Source organism: Pseudomonas sp. RC10-4-2, from assembly GCF_050433085.1.
GTDB lineage: Bacteria > Pseudomonadota > Gammaproteobacteria > Pseudomonadales > Pseudomonadaceae > Pseudomonas > Pseudomonas aeruginosa.
Genome location: NZ_JBNPXX010000006.1, coordinates 113,893 through 131,233, shown reverse-complemented (window position 1 = coordinate 131,233; position 17,341 = coordinate 113,893). Strand labels below are relative to the sequence as shown.

Below are 17,341 nucleotides of genomic sequence, written 5' to 3'. Positions count from 1 at the left end.
ATGATGTGCCTGGTTGAGTTAGGCCTAGCACAATCACTTCTATCTCGTCAGCAAGATGTGCAAGCGGGGAGTGGAGGTCTTGGAGATACCCAATTTCTTGCGCCTGACTCAAAAATCAAGAAGTTTCTGGAGGCATGTACGGACCTATCTTGACGCTGACCAGGGAGTTTGGGCGGCAGAATTAACCAGCCATGTAACAGGAAAAACCTCCTAGTCAAAAAAATCCGATAGACCATACTGGTAAGCGTAACGTTGAGACGCGCCGAGATTTCTTTTACCGCTTTTCAAAGTGTTCAAGCCTTTATAACTCCGGTGGTTGCATGAGTATGAAAGCCCTAATCGTCGATGATCACCCTGTAGTCTGCCAGGCAATCAGCCAGGCCCTTGTATCTATCGGGATCGAGGCTGTTGGTGAGACAGGCGATGGAGTGACTGCGCTGCACATGATTCAGACGTTGTCGCCAGACATAGTCATTCTCGATATCGGCTTGGAGAAACTTGACGGCCTCAGCGTACTCAAGCGCATCACCCGCGAGAAGCTCGATACCCGTGTTCTAGTTTTCACCTCCCAGGCCAAGGAAAGCTACGCAGTACGCTGCCTTCATGCCGGCGCGAGTGGTTTCATAAGCAAAAGTGAATCTATCGGCAAGCTTATCAAAGCAATCGAAATGATTGCCGATGGTTATGTGTTTTTCCCGAAGGGTTGTATGCCGCTGCTCGGAAAGCCAGAGTCAACGGGGGACCTGGAAGACCTCACGGATCGGGAACTGCAAATACTTAAGCTGTTGGCTGAGGGTTTTTCCAACGGCGAGATCGCTGCCCGGCTGAGCTTGAGCAGCAAGACTGTCAGCGGGCACAAGGTGAACATTCAGAACAAGTTGGGGGTAGTCTCAGTGATCGAGCTGGCCGATATCGCGCGCCGGTATGAGCTGGTCTGAGCCGACAATGAGCCATCGTGCCTGGGTTGTACCCGTTACCACGGACATTTTCGAGTAAGCTCACGCTGAGCTGAAGGAGTGTTCATGTCCAAGCGCAAGAGAGACAGCCCAGAGTTCAAGCGGGAAACCATCGAGCTGGTTCGCCGTTCAGAGGCGAGCTGCCGGCAGGTAGCCCTGGAGGTTGGCGTTGCTCCGAACCTGCTCACACGCTGAGTTCGAGAGGCACAATCAGGTGGAGAAAAGGCCTTTCTCGGCACGGGAAGCCCGCGAGATGAGGAACTTGCTCGTCTCAAGCGCGAATTGGCCCGAGTGACCAAGGAGCGTGATTTTTTAAGAGACGCGGCAGCGTACTTTGCCAAGGAGTCATCGAGCGGTACACGGTGATCCAGCGCTGCTGCAATGAGTACCCTGTGCGATTGATGTGCCGATGTCTGAAAGGGTCCGCCAGTGATTACGCTTCGCCAAGCCCGCGTGCCCAAGCGAATGCGCGTCTGGTGAAGCGTATTCGTGAGATCCACGAGGACAGCCGTGGCGTGATCAGAGCGCCACGTATGCACGAGGATCTGCTCGACGAAGGCGAAACCATCAGTCTGAACCACGTTGCCCGCCTGATGGCAGCAGAGCGCATTCAAGGCTGGCCGCGCCGGAAGAAGCGTGACTTTGGTCGATCAGCCTCCAGCCGTCCAGCCGGCGTGAGCAACTTGCTAGAACGAAACTTCACCGCCCTTGAGCCGGAGCGCAAATGGGTCACGGACATCGCGGAGTGCCACCTTGGAAGGCAAGCTGTCCCTATGCGTGGTGCTCGACCTGTACAGCAAGTTGGTGATCGGTTGGTCGATGCATCATCGCCAGGATCGGCAGATGGTGATCCGAGCGGTGGAGATGGCGATCTGGCAGCGCCACGGCGACTGGTCGGTAATTCTGCATTCCGATAGAGGCCGTCAGTTCACCAGTGCGGATTACCAACGCTTTCTGAATCGCAACACGCTGATTTGCAGCATGAGTGCAGTCGGTCATTGTGGTGATAACGCGGCCTGTGAAGGCTTCTTCGGTCTGCTTAAGCGAGAGCGGGTTGCCCATCAATCGTATCGGACCCGTGATGAAGCACGGGGGATCTATTCGATTACATCGAGCGGTTTCATAACCCACGAATGCGTCGTAGAGCCGTCCGGCAAGATCTGAAGTTTTCAGCCCTTTTCAAACCGTCCGTGGAAACGGGGTAGACCCCGTGATCGCCCCACCCTTCTGAAACAAAAAGGCCGGGATTTTCAACCCCGGCCCCGCCGCCTCCCACTTGGATCAGTCGTAATCGATAATGTAGTTCAGCGTCCCGTTCGCCATACCGGCTTCAACGGTCTGTACGTCCTTATGGGCATAGCCAGCACTGACGGACAGCCGATAAAGCTCGCCGCCGGGCTGGCTGTTGATCCAGTCCATGGCAAGAGCGCTGCCCTTGGAGAAAGGCAGTAGAGCACCTCTCCCATCTTTAAGTGCGATCTCCACACCTTTCGCTCCCCCTGCATCAAGGTTCAGGCGCCCCGGTCCATTGGAGCTACCTTCGAAATAGACTCGTACAGGAATCTTTGTGCCCGCTGGCAGCCCGGAACATAGCACGTCGAGATTGAACTGCTTCTGCTGTTTGCCGATTTCCCCGATGGAAACCTTCCCGAGGGGAATAGTGAGCTTCTCGACGCCTGCGCAGCCGGAGAAGTAGCTGCGGGTTTCCAGATTGGTGCTGCCTCCGACCTTAATCTGCGCCGCACCCCAGCCGTTAATGTCCTGTTCGATGGTGAAGTTCATCAACGCCATGCCCTGGGCGACGTCCCGCGCGGTACGGATGAATTCGAGCTGCAGCTCCTTGATCACGTTGATGTACATGGTGTTGCCGTTCATATAGGTGTCGACCCGCGGCAGGCTGCCAACGGTGCCGCTGATGTCACTCTTGAAACGCACGCCGACACCAGGAATGCCGGTCTTGTACACATCGGTGAACCCGTCCGCCAGTTCAGCGTCGGAAACGTAATATTCGCCCCGGTAGGCCTGTGCGGCCGGATAAGGGCATTTTATTTGCAACATTTCGTTATGGATGTTCTTCTTAGGTGAACTAGCCATGACACCGCCGATAGCCACGCTCTGCAGCACCAACTGGCTCGGAGCAGCCATCGTGAAGTATCTTTTCTGGTCGCCAACACCAGCGCTCTGCTGCGGATTCCAGCTGCACCCATCCGGATTGGCCGCCTGTGCCAAGTTTGAACCCAGCACGGCGCAGGTCGCCGCCAGGGCTAAAAGCTTCAATTTCATCTCAGGACTCCGTTGCTGGCTGAGCGATGCATACCGCCTTCACCTGGTCGTACACCAAGGACGCATCGCGCTCAGGTAATGTATAGGGAAGGCTGCAACTACCCCCCGCCCAGCGCACCTGCAACTTGCCTTTCTCGGTAACGCCGAACACCAGCGCTCGGGACTGGTTGTCCACCACGGCCAGCAGTTTCTGTCCGTCGAACAACTGCGCGCCAAAGGGAATCCGCGTGCCATTGGCCTGCAGTAGGTCGAATTGCACGCGTCGTCCGGAGGAGGCGTCGAAGTGCGCCTTGACCACGGCGCCCCGGCGGGGCACGACCCGCGTCGAGGTCTCGCTGACATCCACCTCCGTTCCCAGGGTCTGGGTGTTGAGGCTGAGGTCGTTGTAGCGGTAAGGCTGCACGTAGCCTTCGATGGCATAGCCGGCGCCATTGGTGCGCGCCGTTGCGCCTTCCAGACTGGCACCTTTGACGCCTGGTACCTCGACTAGGGCGAAGGTTTCACCCACGGGCTGACCGAAGGTGATCCCTCCGCTGTGGGCGACCACTGAGCCGGTAGCTGTCAGGTCCAAGTGGCGAGATGAACCGGATTTCGCATAGTTGCCGGCGAGCTTGGCCGAGGGCGCATCCCAGCCCAGACCTACGCTTCCCGAGTGATCGCTGCCGGCCTGGCCGGCCTGTGCCGAGTATGACAGGGTGCTGGCATCGTTTAGGTACCCGGAGACCCCCGCCTGCAGGTTATCGTCACCTTTGCCTGCAGTCGTGTAGCTGCTGTACACGCGCTGCGAGCGCGAGCGGGAGCCGAACGGAATGCTCACCGAAAGCGCCACTTGGTCATCCGAGCCTTTCGAGCGCCCGGCGCTCTGGGTACGTGACGCGGAAATGTTGTAGCTGACCTCGCCAACATTGCCGCTGTAGCCCAACTGAATGCGGCGAGTATTGCCTCTGCGGTTCCAGTAGGTGGTTTCACCGACGCTAAGAAACACCGAGTCGTTGTTATACACGGTCTGGTTGATGCTCAGGTCGAGGCGGTTCTTGGGTCTGGCGCTGATAAAGCTCTGGCGATTGGCCTCGGCCATTTCCTGAATGTGCTCGCTGAGTGTGCGATAGCCGGAAGTAGAATAGCGGTAACCGACCATGGTGAATGTCGTGTTAGTGCTGTTGAGCGTTTTGGAGTAGAGGAATCGCGCACTCTGCCCAGTACTGGCCTTACCATGGTCCGGGTGTGAATCGCTGTTGGTCACGTCCAGCGACATACCGCCTACCGGCGTGTTAAGGCCCAGTCCTAGATTGACGGCATTGTATCCGTCGGCCCCGAGTAAGCCGCCGTAGGTGGTGAGGTTGTCGCTGGCTCCATAGACCACCGTGCCTTGCCAAAGATTTGGATTCTCCTCCCCTTCGTTGTCGTAGCGACCCAGGGACAGGTTGTACTGGAAGGTCCCGCGGCGCACCATCACCGGCAGGTAAGAGTAGGCCTGGGTGAACTTGCGCTCGCGGCCATCCGATTCGATGATCGTAATTTCCAGATCGCCGTTGGAACCACTGGGATAGATATCGCTGATCTCGAAGGCGCCAGGCGACACGGTCGTCGAGTAAATGACGTAGCCATTCTGGCGAACTTCTACCGTGGCATTGGTTTCCGCGATACCGCGCACCATCGGAGCATAGCCAGATTCGTTATCCGGCAACATGCCGATGTCCGAAGCCAACTGCAGCCCCCGGAAGCGACTGCTGTCGAAGATATCTCCGCTGGTGTAGAGCTGACCGATGGCGAAGCGTCCTTTCAGCACGGTGATGTCATGCTCCAAGTAGGTCCGGTTGCTGGAGAAGTGACGCGACAGACCGGTGCTCTGGCTGATCGACGAGTCGTTGCGAAAGCGCCACTGGCCGATGTTGAATCCGTTGCGCAGGCCCAAGTAGGCATAGTCGCTCTTGAAGCCATCGCCGCGGTTACGGTTGAAGTTCAGCTGATAGTTGGTGAAAGCGGCAGTCACGCCATCGTCCCACAGGGAGGGATCGACGTAGCCGCGCGAACGGCGTTTTATGTACGCTTGTGGCACGCTTACGTACAGCGCGAGTCGGGAGGCGTCCATTTCTATGGACGCCCCCTCGATGCGTAGCAGGATCACCGGGTCATTGTCCGCACTGTCAAACGAAACAATGCCTTCACGCTTAAGGCGTTCGACGTCCACGCCGATTTCGCGCAGCAGGCTCAGGCTCAGAACCGGCTGAGCGTCGTTGGAGCCACCCTCGTCATCTGCGCGGAAGCTGATATCCTCACGGCGTTCCAAACGCTGGTTAAGGTACAGATCTACGCTGTACTTGCCCGGAACAACACCATTGTTTTGTTCGAAGTAGCGCAGATCGATTTCGGCGCCCTTGTTCTGCAGGAACATGGGGTTGAACTGCGCGGCAGAGACCGAAGTAGTGCCCAGTAGGCTGGCCGCGGTGAGGAGAGGAATTCCGGTGCTCGAACACTTCCAGGTTCGCTTCTTTCTAGGCCTCTTCTTGTATTCATTCATGTTCATGAACAGCACTTTCCTGTGCGCATAAGAACGCGAGCCGAGAGCTCAGCGTGCGCGAGATTTGAACGGAGATGAGAACGGGGAGGACGTCAGAACTGGAGTGGAGCGTTGTGCCTGTTCAGGGCGCCGTAGTCGTTGATCGACTCCCAGCGAATCTCCGCAGCGCCACTGAAGCCGGCGGGAAGTCCCTTGATAATCATTTTGCGTGTGTCCCGCGGGCCGACCATAGCGGACTCAACTGGGTATTCTTTGTGGTCGGCAATGACGCGGACCTGAGCCAGCGAAACGTGGAAGGCTGAATCGTTGATGGCCAACACCGTCGGCGTACCGTCGGTCTTGAGCAGGTTCCACTTCAATTGGTTCGCGGCCTCGTCTGCGCTACCGGGAAGGCCGTTGGGTCGGTAGAACAACTTGAGACGCTGCCGGAACGCGACCTGCAGGTTGTTGCTGGATTCGGATATCTGCGGGATTTCCTGAATGTTCAACCAGACCACCGATTCACGATCCTGCGCGAGGCCCTTGCCTTGGTAAAAAATGCGCAGCGTCTGTTGTTTGCGGTGGCCCAGTCGCGCAAGTGAAGGCGTAACGGCGAAGGGTACATCTGCTTCAGCACGGCCCGGTTCGGCTTCTATCCAAGACTGGATCATAATGTCCTCGGCACCCAGGTTGCTGACCTGTATGGACGCCTCATGGTCGCTGGCGGGAAAGATGATGCGAGTACCGCCGACCTGGATGCCGGCCAGGCAGGTCCCAGCGATCATGGACAGCGTCAGCAGCGTGTAGAGACGGAAAAGGAATCCAGGCTTCATGGTTGGCTCGGAAAAAGTCAAAGGTGCGAATAGAAAAACGCGGGGGCGTGATGCGCCCCCGCCCGCTACAGCGGTTTACTCGTAAGTGAGAGTGAACGGCAGGGTGCCGTTGGCGGTGCCCGGCGCAAGTACGTCGCCGTTGGCGACGTAGGAGGCACGCATGTTTAGAGCGGCGGAGTATTTGGCTTCTGTGCCTTCGCCGACGACGGTCAGTGGCGCACGATAGGCTTCGTTCGCCGACAAGTTGATCAGCTTGCTGTTCTCGTCATACATGCCGATTCCCACACCAGTGGCGGTGCCGGTAATTTTCAGCAGGCTATTGTTCTTCGGATCGACGCCCGAGCCGGACATCGGGTCGAAACCGAACTTGACGGTGGTCAGGCCGGCAGCGGTATTGCCGCAATCCAGATTCAGGTTGATCGAGGTGCCGGCGGCAAGGCCCGCTTCGCTCGAACCAGCCAATGTGTCCATGCTGACCTTGCCCAGATTCACATCGACGATCTGCTGGCCTTTGGTACCGCCAACGGAGGAGCCGGCACCCGCGGAGGCAACGCAGGATGCGGCGGTGATCTCGCCGGTGAAGTTGATAGTGCCGTCGGCAGCCATAGCATTACTGCTCAGTACGCTGGCGGCGGAGAAGAACATCAGGGACTTGATTGCTTTCATGGAAACAAAACTTCCGTGCAGGTTTATATCAAAAAATGACGCTATGTTTCAGCGCCAGAAAATTCTATGAGGCAAGCTGATCAGTGTTAACAAGAAATTTCTTGGAAAGCAGCGAGTTATCTCTCGAATTGGATAAGTGGCGAGAACTTTTGATGACAAACAGTTCCGTTAGTCTTCTCTGCATCTTAGAATCCAATAATCCTTTAAAAAGTGGCATACTCAGGATCTGTGGGGCGAGGAAACATGCTAGGTAGTTGCTTAAGTGCATGCATGGAGCGGTCACCCAACACGTCACTGTGTCGCGTTGAGCTGCAGGCAGTGCTCCGGCATCTACATCAAAGCAGCCCCGCTCCTGACTGCGACGGCTTAGATGGAAGCGAATCTGTAGGTATACCTGACCGCACCAAATAAGCGGGAGGTGGGACAATTGCCCTACTTTTGAGTTTCAGTTAAGGACTTAACCATGAAAAACCTGAAAATTTCAGTATTTCCATTAGTACTCACCATGGGGGCAGTAATCTCTATTCCAGCCTCTGCTGATTGCGCACATAAACGTGCTGCCATTGAACATGAGATCCTGCAAGCGGAGAAGTACGGCAATACCCACCGAGTGGAAGGAATGAAAAGGGCGCTGAGTAGAACAAACGCCTATTGTGTAGACCACAGCTACGTCAGACAGATCACGAGCGTGGAGAAGAGAGTGATGAAACTCGAAAGCAAACTGCACGATAAACAGGAGGACGTGCGAGAGGCCCAGATCAAACTACACGAAGCTCAAACTACGGGCACACGCAATAAAATTGCCAAGGCCCGAAGGAAACTGCAGGAAAAGCAGGATGACTTAAATGAAATAGCGACCGAACTACGAGAGGCACAAGCGATGCTGGGTGGTAGTTGAGGACTTGCTTGGTATCTGAAGTCAACACGCTGAGTTTGCAAACCAACATCATCAGGGAATCGAAATCGAAGGGCTAGGATGGTCCTGCTGCCGTTCTTCTGCAATCAAGTCGACTTACAAAGTGCTGCATAAGCAAAGCGCTTCATAAGGGGGCGAGCTTTCGCTCCCTAACCACCAATTTCTCTATCTGGCACGCTCCCCGCGTAGCTCGCAAAACTGAAGACTCGGGCTGACTTCCGCCCTAAATTTGAAGCTTAAGCTTTGACGTACAGTTCTAAGAAAACAACCGAAAATCCGTTAGAAAAATACTCCGTCGTCGCACTGATGATTTCCTGCTGCTTCATCACAAGCGATCCTGTCTCCTGTCTGTACATTCCTCGAACCGGTACAGACCCATGCCTCTTCATCACTCCCCCCCTGGCTGGCGGCCACAAACGCTGGCCGTTGGCTTACTACTGGTACTGCTGAGCGGCGCGAGCCAGGCCGAAACCTGGGTCATCACCGACAAGGCTCATCCGGTCTCTGCCACCGGATCGTCGCGCGTTCTGTTTCTGGACGCCCAGGAACACCTCGAAGAGCAACTGACTGCGGCCTTGCCCCAGGATCCACAGCATGCTCAAGCGGCGTTTAAGCGATTGCTACAAAGCCCCGATGGGCGCCGCCTGCAGGCAGAGCTGGTCAAGGCACAACAAGACGTCGCCGATGCGTGGAGTCTCGGTGTCGAGAAGATCCCTGCCGTAGTAGTCGATAGGCAGTACGTGGTCTACGGCGAACCGGATGTTTCGCGCGCTCTTGAGCTGATCGCCAAAGCCAGGAGGTCGCGCTGATGACCAGCCTCAACCTCCGCCGCCTGGCAGCGGCGGCCGCTACCTTCAGCCTCTCGTTCACGGCCTCGGCCGCGATCAACAGCGCTGCCATCGTCTCCTCCACCCTTTCCCCTCAGTGCCTCGAATACAAGGTCGTCGGGATCTGTTACTGGCTGCTCTGCGGCCCGCATGGCTGCAAAGTGAAGACGTCGGTCAAGGTCCGCCACTACGTGCCTGACGCAGTCGTCTCCAGCTACGCGAATACCGGGAGCAACCCCTGGACCGAGGTGTCGGCGCTGGGCACACCGAATCCACTCGCCCAGGCCGGCAATGACGCGACCACCAACTACAAGGCCGAGAACAGCATCGGCCGCTTCAAGGAAGCGGATGTGATCGGCCATCCTGGCGGGGCCACGTTCAGCCGGTTCGCCAGCGCCTCTGGGTACGTTTGTCCTGGCGCCACCTTCCCGCTGGTGCCCTACTTCCTCAGCACATTGGACGCCATTGGCTGGCGGCATGGAATCCCCGAGCAGGTGTACCCCGAAGCGTTGATCCCAGGGCTGCGCGAGGTGGGTGGAATCTTCTCCGGCGACATGTGGGGGAACCTCTATCCGCGCAGCGGATTCCTGCACCAGACCGACGACTACAAGACGGCGGCCGTCATCGCCCAGCGCGCCGGCGACATCACCACGCGAATCGGCCAGCTCCACGTCTACCTCCCCATGCGCGCAGCCCCGAAGGACGGCTACTGGCCGGCGGGCGAGCTGAGAGAGGGCGATGCCTCGACCGGTAAATGGCAGGAGCTGACCCCGTCCCTGAGCCTCAACTGCGCGGTGTTTCCCAACTCAGGGCCGAAGACGCAAGCCGTCGACGGCGATTACGCCTGGGCACTCTGGCGCCCCTACTCCTGCTGCCAGCGCAAGGGGCAGATCTTCCTCGGCAGTACCGACTTCCAATAAGGACACGGAGACGAATCATGCGAATGAACATCACCTCGGTCGCGCTGACGTGGCTGCTCGCAGCGCAACTTGCCCAGGCCGACGACCCGATCAACGTGTCCAAGACCGGCACGGTGCTCAGCGACGAGGTCCTCTACAGCATTGGCGGCGGCAGTGCGGTGAGCATGGGCAGCGCCGGCCAGATGGACTCGATCGGCGTCGGCTTCGGCTGGAACAACGACATGATGTGCGGAAACATGAACCTGAGCACCACCCTGGAGAACCAGCTCAACGGTGCCACACAGGGTTTCCAGAACATCATGGGCTCAGTCATCCAGAACGCGACCGGCGCGGTCATGTCTCTGCCGGCGTTGATCATCCAGCGCGCGAACCCTCAGCTCTACAACCTGATCACCAATGGCATCCTGCAGGCGCGGATCGACTACGACCGCTCGAAAGGGACTTGCAGAGCGATCGCCGAGAAGATGGCTGACATCGCTGGCGAGCAGACTGGCTGGGGGAAAATCGCCGAAGGCCAGGCCCTGGGCGCCACACTGGCCTCTGGCGGGAAAGACGCCGTATCCGCCCTCGAAGCAGTGGAGAAGAAGGGCGGCAACGATGGCGTAACCTGGGTCGGTGGAGACAAGGCCGGCGGCTCCGGCCAGAAGCCCATTCGCATCGTCAACGACGTGACCCGGGCGGGCTACAACCTGTTGACCAGCCGCTCAGTGAATGACTCGTCGAGCGTGCCTTCCGCCACTTGCAACAACGGCCTGGTCTGCAACACCTGGTCCTCCCCCCAGGAAGCCGCCGCATTCGCCACCCGGGTACTGGGGGAGCAACAGCAACAGACCTGCGAAGGCTGCCAGAAGACGGTGACGGCGGCGGGCGTCGGCCTCACCCCGCTGATCCAGGAGACCTACGACAAGAAACTCCAGTCGCTGCAGGAGCTGCTGTCGAAGAGCAAACCACTGACTGCAGAGAACCTGGCTGCGGCCGGCACCGATGCTCTGCCAATTACCCGCGGCGTCATCGAGGCGCTGCGCGACGAGCGTGACCAGGACGTCCTGGCGCGCCGCCTGGCGTCCGATGTCTCCCTGATGGACGTGCTCAGCAAGGCACTGCTACTGCAGCGCCTGATGTTCGCCGGCGCCAAGGAGCCCAACGTCGCCGCCAACGGCCTGGCCACCCAAGCCGTCGATCAGCAGACCAGCCTCCTGCAGCAGGAGATCTCCAATCTCAAGACCGAACTGGAACTCCGTCGCGAGTTGGCCAGCAATTCCCCCATGCGGGTCATCGAGCGCGGGCAACAACGCGCCTCAGGGTCCAGTGGCGTGTTCGAGTCGGCGCCCGATGCTGATCGCCTCGATCGCCTGCAGGCCCCCTCTGCCGCCGGCGGCAAGTCGGGAGGGAGACCGTGATGGCAGATACGCTCACCACCCGAAAGCTTCTCGGTCAGCTACTGGTCGGAGTGCTGATCGTCATCGGCCTGGCAGTGCTCGGTACGCTGCTCAGCCTCTTCGCCCTGAACCACTTCGGTGGCATCCAGGGCCTGGAGGCCTGGCGGCAAAGCAACTACTGGAGCTTGTTCGCCTGGCGGGCGCTGCTGTACTGCGCCCTGGCCATCGCCTGGTTCCGGCTCAAGCAGCACAAGCAGCAGAAGGAACTGAGCGCGCATGAGCGGCGGCGCATTCGGCGGATCGAGATCCTGGTGCTGTTGCTGGTCCTGCTCATCGAATTCAGCAAAGCGTACTTCCGTACTGGAGGCGCAGCATGACCTTCATGACCAATGATTACCTGGAGTATTACCTCACCCTCCTCGGCTGGATCATCAACAACGGGATCTGGAACATGATCTCGGATACTGGCCTATTCGCGGTGCCGTTCGCGGCCATCGTGATGCGCGAATGGCTGAAAGTTCGCGGGGAAGGCGCCGACGAGGGCAACAAGGGCGTGCTGTCTCTGGCCCGCATCGAGACGCATATCTACGTCGGCTACATCGTGGTCGCCCTGGCGGGGATCCCGGTCGTCAACGTGAGCTTCGACACCATCGAGTTCGACCAGGCCCGCGCCCAGCAGTGCCAATACAATCTGCCGGCACCGGCGGACACCGGCTGGTCGAGCTCCTTCAGCAGCCTGGCTGGCAAGAGTGCGCAGATGCCGCTCTGGTGGGCGATGATGCATGCCCTGTCCAAGGGCTTCACCAGCGGCGCCATCGCGGCCATTCCGTGCGGCACGGATCTGCGGCAGATGCGAATGGAAGTGGACAACACGCGCGTGAACAACCCGCTGCTGGCACAAGAAATCGCTGATTTCTCCAGGGACTGCTACGGGCCTTCCCGTGCGCGGCTGTTCATGCGACAACCCGACCTGGGCTCCGTCGCCGAGGACAACAAGGCGTTGCAAGACCTGAACTGGATCGGCTCCCGATTCCTGTTGAACACCCCGGGGTACTACGACACCGACTACTCGAAGAGTCCCCGTCAGTCGTGGCCCTACAACGCCACCCGCGATGCCGGCCTGCCTCAGGTGGGCAGTGGTGGCGGCTACCCAACCTGCAAGCAGTGGTGGGCTGACTCAGGGATTGGTTTGCGTGATCGGATCAAGGGCCAGGTGGATCCGGACCTGATGACCAGCTTCCTCAAGTGGGCGAAATGGCTGAACCAGGACGAGGTAACCGAGGCAGTCATTCGCCAGGTGATCTCCCCCTCCAGCCAGGTCAAGGGCAACGTCTACACCGATTACGGTGGGCAGGTAGGCGGAACCGTCTGGAATGGACTGGCTCGTGCCGGAGGCACCCTCGGAGTGGCAATGGGCAGCCTGGCCTACTTCCCGGCGATGGATATGGTCCGCCAGGCGCTGCCGATGGTGATGTCGTTCCTGAAGATGGCCATGGTCATCTGCATTCCGATGGTCCTGGTCATCGGCACCTATCAACTGAAAGTTGCCATGACGATGACGGTCGTCTTCTTTGCGATGATGTTCGTCGATTTCTGGTTTCAGTTAGCCAGATATATCGACAGCACGATACTTGATGCCTTCTATGGTTCGGGATCACCACATCTTTCATTCAACCCAGTCATGGGCCTCAATACGGCGACTCAAGATGCAATATTGAACTTCGTGATGGGGGCAATGTTCGTTATATTGCCCATGCTGTGGATAACTGCTATAGGCTGGGCAGGCGTCCAAGTTGGAGCTCTCCTCAGCGATCTCAGTAACGGGGTCAAAGGGGTCCAACAGGCAGGAGCACAGGGTGGTGGCGTAGCTAAGCAGGCAATATCGTCGTTCTCCCCCAAAGGGGATTGACAGAGAAGGGGCTAAAGGCCCCTTTTTTACTAGTCTTCACGAGAAAGAACTCCATCATCTCGTCGCCCCATCCAATCCAACTCATTACCGAAAACATCTCGGCCATATGGAGCTGCTTGGGCTTCATCTTTTTCCAACTGTTGGAAGATCGAAAAGTCACCTTTAACCAACACCCACCCAATCAACCCAAACGACAATAAGGTCATGAAGGCGCTGGCAAGCCAGGTAAAGTTCTGAGCAAAGATAACGAACAGCACCACGACCAGGCAGGCTCGTTTGACCCAGCGCACTACAGGCCGAGGATCATGCAGGCAGAAACGCACAAGCGTACCCAGACCAAAACCGATCCGGGAGGCAAAACCTTTGTTGGTGTGCGCGTTCATCATCAATCTCCTGGCTCCCAGAGGGAGGCATCCTGCTATCACCTATACGACGAAAAAGATGATCTGGCAAGCCTTATGGCATATTATGCCACTAGCTATCTGTGGACTGGAGCCCCCCATGGCAACTCGAAACGTCGTCCTTCCTGATCCGATGGAGCAGGACATCAACGAGCTGGTGGAGACCGGCCGCTATCAAAACCGCAGCGAGGTCATCCGGGCAGGCCTACGCCTGTTGCTGCAGCAGGAAGCCCAGAACAGCGCCAAGCTCGAAGCCCTCCGCAACGCAACATCCAGTGGACTGATGCAACTGGAACGCGGCGAGTACGACGAGATCACCAGCGACGACCTGGCCCAATACCTCGACGAGCTCGGCAACCAGGCGAGCCACTGAAGCATGGCCAAGTACCGCATCTCCCATGATGCCCAAGCGGACATCGTCGATATCCTGCGCTTCACCCACAACCGCTTCGGCGATGCCGCACGCCAACGTTACCAGGCACTCATAGGGGCGGCGCTGGAAGCAGTTGCGACAGACCCACAACAGGTAGGCAGCATCAGCCGTGAAGAACTGGGAGCTGGCCTGCGCAGCATCCACCTCGTTTACTACCGCTCGATGCCCAACGTCGGTAAGGTTGTTCGGCCCAGGCACTTCGTCTTCTACCGGGTGGCGACAGACCAGGTGCTCGAGGTGGTTCGCGTGCTTCACGACTCCATGGATCTGGATCAACACCTGCCTCGCAACAGATGACCTCGCAGCCAAACCTTTCATTCGTGCAGCAAGTCTCCCAGCACCCGCCGCGCCGCCTCGACCAGGCTATTGTCTCTGTGCGGATGATCCTCGGGCAAAGCAATCAAACTTTGGAAGTACTGACGGTTAAATACAATCGACTTCTTATATATATCGATAGCCTTTCCTTTCCGCCTTGTGGAAACCAGCATTTCCATCCCCTCGACCAGCTCACCCTCAAGGCTGTCCTTACGAAATCGGTGCCTCACAAAGCACATGTTGAGATCGAAATACTCCTTTCTCCCTGATTCATCTACCTTCGAGGAAACTCGGCCATATTCATCAATCGAGGCTGCCGGCACTTCAGCGGAGACTGTATTAACGAGTTCACCATCGAGCAAAAGCTGTCCAAAAAGACTCTGAGAATCAGCCATATAGGCAAATACCCAGGGTATATTGGTCAGCGTTGCCCCGGTATAAAGATATCCTCTTTCCCTTCTGTACTGTTCCAGCATCCGGAGAGCAAGGTTTTTAGAGAATTTCACACCTAGTTCTTTCTGCAACAGGTAGACAACCCTGTCGAATTGTGCGATTAGTATTTTAAGTATCTTCAGAGGCGTGCCGTTTACCGAGGTTTTCCGCTCTGTCTTTTGGTGTACCCTTGGTTTGAAATAAGGGCAGTTCTCTCGCGCCTCTTCATCCGCCGGGGCAAGATCTTGAACCGAACGAGCGTAATGACGCCCATAGGGACGAGACACATTGGCGGGCAAATGATAAAGACCTATGATTTGTACTGGGTTGTCGCAGGCAGGACAAACGGCGAAGTGTCCCACCGTGCCATTGTCCGAAGTGGAGAACCAAGGCTCTTGCCGTCGAGTTTCTTCTTCGAAACGTTCGCGCTCGATTAGACGTTCATCGATTTCCTCTGGCTTCAACTTGTAGACATCCACCCCCTACCCTCCATAAAAATAATCAATTCAGCCTGTATCGATTAGCCATCCGGCTCCACCAACCCTCGGGAAGTTCGGGGACTGCACCTTCATGCTCGGCCATTTTCAAGCACTGAAGGATGGTACTCAAGCTAAGCGAGAAGATGTGGTGTTTATCCTGCAACGCAAAAACCAGCTCACTGTGGCGCAGATCGTCGTTGTCATCCGGATCCGCCTCCTGCTTGTGGAGCAGTTCTGCGCGGTTATCCAGTATGTCGTCATGGTTCATCGTTTCCGTCTCCGGTCTGACCCAGTCAGGCTGACCAGGTCCGCATCAAGAGGATGACCTGCTGCCGGGTGCGGTGCCGCGAAAAAACCACGCTTGCCCCATGAAGTATTTTTTCCTGCAGCCCAAGCCACAAATGGCCAAATAGCCCAAAGGATGAAAGGGTGAATGGAAGGGGTCACAAGGGTAAAAGCCCTACTCGAAAGGGCCTGCCGGAAGGCAGAAATGGCTACGTTCGCACCAGCGAACACGAAAAGGCTACGGCTTCACTCCCACATAGGAGTCCTTCACTCAGTTCACTATCCTCCTGAACGTCAGCCCAATCTGACTCGTGCTGGGATTGGCCTGCTGGATTGCCTTCGCGTTGACCTGTCGATTGGCTGCTGACGTTTCCTAGCATTGCTAGGCCTGCCGTCAGTGACCTGATAGGAGCCTTGTGCTGCACCCTGAGTGTCCTGTCCTGCGAGTGGGGTAGCGATGCAACTTCCATAGTGGAGGATCTCGCATGCAAGCGCTGACGATGAAGAGCTATGAAGTGGTACTTGGCGTCGATACCCACCTCGATACACATGTGGGGGTGGTGTTGAGCGGAGCTGGAAATTTGCTTGGAACACTGACAATTCCCGTCAGTACCAAGGGATTCCGACAGCTATTGGCGTGGGCCATGCCCTACGGTGATCTCCGGTGTGCCGGCGTCGAGGGTACCGGTACGTACGTTGCAGGGCTAACACGCCTGCTGCGCGAACACGATATTGAGGTTTTGGAGGTCAACCGCCCTGATCGGGCTGCACGTCGATTTCAGGGAAAGTTCGACCCTACCGATGCCGAAAGCGCTGCACGCGCGGTGCTGTCTGGCAAGGCCACGGCGATTCCCAAAACCCAGTCGGGGGTAGCAGAGTCCATGCACGCGGTGCTGGTGGCGAGACGTAGCGCGGTCAAGGCGCGAACCCAAGCCATCAACCAGGTTAAGGCCTTGCTCATCAGTGCCCCGCAACCGTTACGTGAACGCCTCTGGCGGAACAAGCCAGCCGAATGCATCGCCGGATGTTTGCGCCCCCGCGAAAAGGCGACTCATCTCCTGCAAGCCTTGACGGCAACACTGCGCCTGCTGGCCAAGCGCTGGTTGCTACTAGATAGAGAAGTTAATGTCCTTGATGCCATGCTCGAGTGCCTGACACAACTGTATGCCAAACGTCTGCGAAGCCGATTCGGGATTTGCCCGCAAACTGCCACGACCCTCCTCGCGGTGGCCGGCGACAATCCCGAGCGTTTGCGCAACGAGGCGGCCTTGGCAGCCCTGTGCGGGGTGAGCCCATTGCAAGCCTCATCCGGCAAAACCATTCGTCATCGGCTGAACTGCGGCGGCGACCGTTCCGCCAACAACGCCCTATGGACTATCGCCCTAGTACGGATGCGTGGTGACATACGTACCCAGGCCTATGTGGAGCGACGCACACGGGAAGGACGAACTACCAGGGAGATCCATCGCTGCCTGAAACGCTACATCGTCAGAGAACTATATCCGCTAATACGGGCTGACCTGGTCGATTGAACGAACTCTGGTTGACATAGGAGCGTCAACTCGCCGATGGAGCGCCTGTTCCGCAGTCTGAAGTCGGAGTGGGTCCCGTCAACGGGTTACCTGACGGTGCAGGAGGCCCAACGGGACATCAGTCATTACCTGATGCACCGCTACAACTGGATCAGGCCGCATCAATTCAACAACGGGCTACCGCCTGCGGTGGCCGAAGAAAAACTCAACCCACTGTCCGGGATGGGTTGACCACTACAAGATCGGATAGTGGCCATTTGCCCTGGAACAGTGCA

Annotated in this window: 17 protein-coding genes and 2 pseudogenes; 12 read left to right on the top strand and 7 right to left on the bottom strand. The window is 57.6% G+C overall.

Features of this window, described 5'->3' with window-relative positions:
* Window positions 1-320 precede the first annotated feature (320 nt).
* Both FHW81_RS24320 and FHW81_RS24315 read left to right on the top strand, forming a co-directional pair.
* Complete coding sequence (locus FHW81_RS24320; RefSeq protein WP_089030143.1) at window positions 321-938, top strand: response regulator transcription factor; 618 nt, start codon at window positions 321-323, stop codon at window positions 936-938.
* Between the two features lie 84 nt (window positions 939-1,022).
* Window positions 1,023-2,161: pseudogene (locus tag FHW81_RS24315) on the top strand (IS3 family transposase).
* A 76-nt stretch (window positions 2,162-2,237) separates the two neighbouring features.
* Here FHW81_RS24315 and FHW81_RS24310 read toward each other — a convergent pair.
* The 4 genes from FHW81_RS24310 to FHW81_RS24295 form a co-directional block, all read right to left on the bottom strand.
* A complete protein-coding gene (locus FHW81_RS24310; protein WP_023103437.1) occupies window positions 2,238-3,239 on the bottom strand; it encodes a fimbrial protein in 1,002 nt (333 codons plus the stop codon).
* A gap of 1 nt (window position 3,240) precedes the next feature.
* Window positions 3,241-5,760: a fimbria/pilus outer membrane usher protein gene (locus tag FHW81_RS24305; protein WP_079279845.1), complete on the bottom strand. Its 2,520-nt coding sequence runs from the start codon at window positions 5,758-5,760 to the stop codon at window positions 3,241-3,243.
* Between the two features lie 92 nt (window positions 5,761-5,852).
* Window positions 5,853-6,572 (bottom strand): fimbrial biogenesis chaperone, encoded by a 720-nt coding sequence (locus FHW81_RS24300; RefSeq protein ID WP_023103439.1) that lies wholly within the window; start codon window positions 6,570-6,572, stop codon window positions 5,853-5,855.
* A 75-nt stretch (window positions 6,573-6,647) separates the two neighbouring features.
* Entirely contained in the window at window positions 6,648-7,238 is a 591-nt protein-coding gene (locus FHW81_RS24295; protein WP_023103440.1) for a fimbrial protein, read from the bottom strand.
* A gap of 463 nt (window positions 7,239-7,701) precedes the next feature.
* On the opposite strand from FHW81_RS24295, the gene FHW81_RS24290 reads away from it, so the two are divergent.
* From FHW81_RS24290 to FHW81_RS24265, 6 genes are all read left to right on the top strand, one after another.
* Window positions 7,702-8,136 (top strand): DUF1090 domain-containing protein, encoded by a 435-nt coding sequence (locus FHW81_RS24290; RefSeq protein ID WP_023103441.1) that lies wholly within the window; start codon window positions 7,702-7,704, stop codon window positions 8,134-8,136.
* A 395-nt stretch (window positions 8,137-8,531) separates the two neighbouring features.
* Window positions 8,532-8,963 carry a TIGR03757 family integrating conjugative element protein gene (locus FHW81_RS24285; protein WP_079279831.1) on the top strand — a complete coding sequence of 144 codons (432 nt, stop codon included), beginning with the start codon at window positions 8,532-8,534 and terminating at the stop codon, window positions 8,961-8,963.
* Window positions 8,963-9,901, top strand: a complete 939-nt coding sequence (locus FHW81_RS24280; RefSeq protein ID WP_023103442.1) for a TIGR03756 family integrating conjugative element protein — start codon at window positions 8,963-8,965, stop codon at window positions 9,899-9,901. The genes FHW81_RS24285 and FHW81_RS24280 overlap by 1 nt, the downstream gene beginning before the upstream one ends.
* Before the next feature lie 17 nt (window positions 9,902-9,918).
* Window positions 9,919-11,301 carry an integrating conjugative element protein gene (locus FHW81_RS24275; RefSeq protein WP_003159687.1) on the top strand — a complete coding sequence of 461 codons (1,383 nt, stop codon included), beginning with the start codon at window positions 9,919-9,921 and terminating at the stop codon, window positions 11,299-11,301.
* Complete coding sequence (locus FHW81_RS24270) at window positions 11,301-11,657, top strand: hypothetical protein (protein ID WP_023119748.1); 357 nt, start codon at window positions 11,301-11,303, stop codon at window positions 11,655-11,657. Before FHW81_RS24275 ends, FHW81_RS24270 begins: the two co-directional genes overlap by 1 nt.
* Window positions 11,654-13,189: a conjugal transfer protein TraG N-terminal domain-containing protein gene (locus tag FHW81_RS24265; RefSeq protein WP_023119749.1), complete on the top strand. Its 1,536-nt coding sequence runs from the start codon at window positions 11,654-11,656 to the stop codon at window positions 13,187-13,189. Before FHW81_RS24270 ends, FHW81_RS24265 begins: the two co-directional genes overlap by 4 nt.
* 29 nt (window positions 13,190-13,218) lie before the next feature.
* On the opposite strand, the gene FHW81_RS24260 is transcribed toward FHW81_RS24265, so the two are convergent.
* Window positions 13,219-13,572, bottom strand: a complete 354-nt coding sequence (locus tag FHW81_RS24260) for a hypothetical protein (protein WP_031654212.1) — start codon at window positions 13,570-13,572, stop codon at window positions 13,219-13,221.
* 118 nt (window positions 13,573-13,690) lie between these two features.
* On the opposite strand from FHW81_RS24260, the gene FHW81_RS24255 reads away from it, so the two are divergent.
* Window positions 13,691-13,963: a type II toxin-antitoxin system ParD family antitoxin gene (locus tag FHW81_RS24255; protein ID WP_003123374.1), complete on the top strand. Its 273-nt coding sequence runs from the start codon at window positions 13,691-13,693 to the stop codon at window positions 13,961-13,963.
* 3 nt (window positions 13,964-13,966) lie between these two features.
* Complete coding sequence (locus FHW81_RS24250) at window positions 13,967-14,320, top strand: type II toxin-antitoxin system RelE/ParE family toxin (protein ID WP_089030144.1); 354 nt, start codon at window positions 13,967-13,969, stop codon at window positions 14,318-14,320.
* Window positions 14,321-14,337: 17 nt separating this feature from the next.
* On the opposite strand, the gene FHW81_RS24245 is transcribed toward FHW81_RS24250, so the two are convergent.
* Entirely contained in the window at window positions 14,338-15,249 is a 912-nt protein-coding gene (locus FHW81_RS24245; RefSeq protein WP_089030145.1) for a hypothetical protein, read from the bottom strand.
* Window positions 15,250-15,271: 22 nt separating this feature from the next.
* Window positions 15,272-15,517, bottom strand: a complete 246-nt coding sequence (locus tag FHW81_RS24240) for a hypothetical protein (RefSeq protein ID WP_089030146.1) — start codon at window positions 15,515-15,517, stop codon at window positions 15,272-15,274.
* Between the two features lie 502 nt (window positions 15,518-16,019).
* Between FHW81_RS24240 and FHW81_RS24235 the strand changes: the two genes are divergently transcribed.
* Window positions 16,020-17,066, top strand: coding sequence for an IS110 family transposase (locus FHW81_RS24235; RefSeq protein ID WP_089030147.1), 1,047 nt, complete (start codon window positions 16,020-16,022; stop codon window positions 17,064-17,066).
* 27 nt (window positions 17,067-17,093) lie between these two features.
* A pseudogene (locus FHW81_RS24230) lies at window positions 17,094-17,297 on the top strand (integrase core domain-containing protein); the annotation flags it as partial.
* Window positions 17,298-17,341 lie beyond the last annotated feature (44 nt).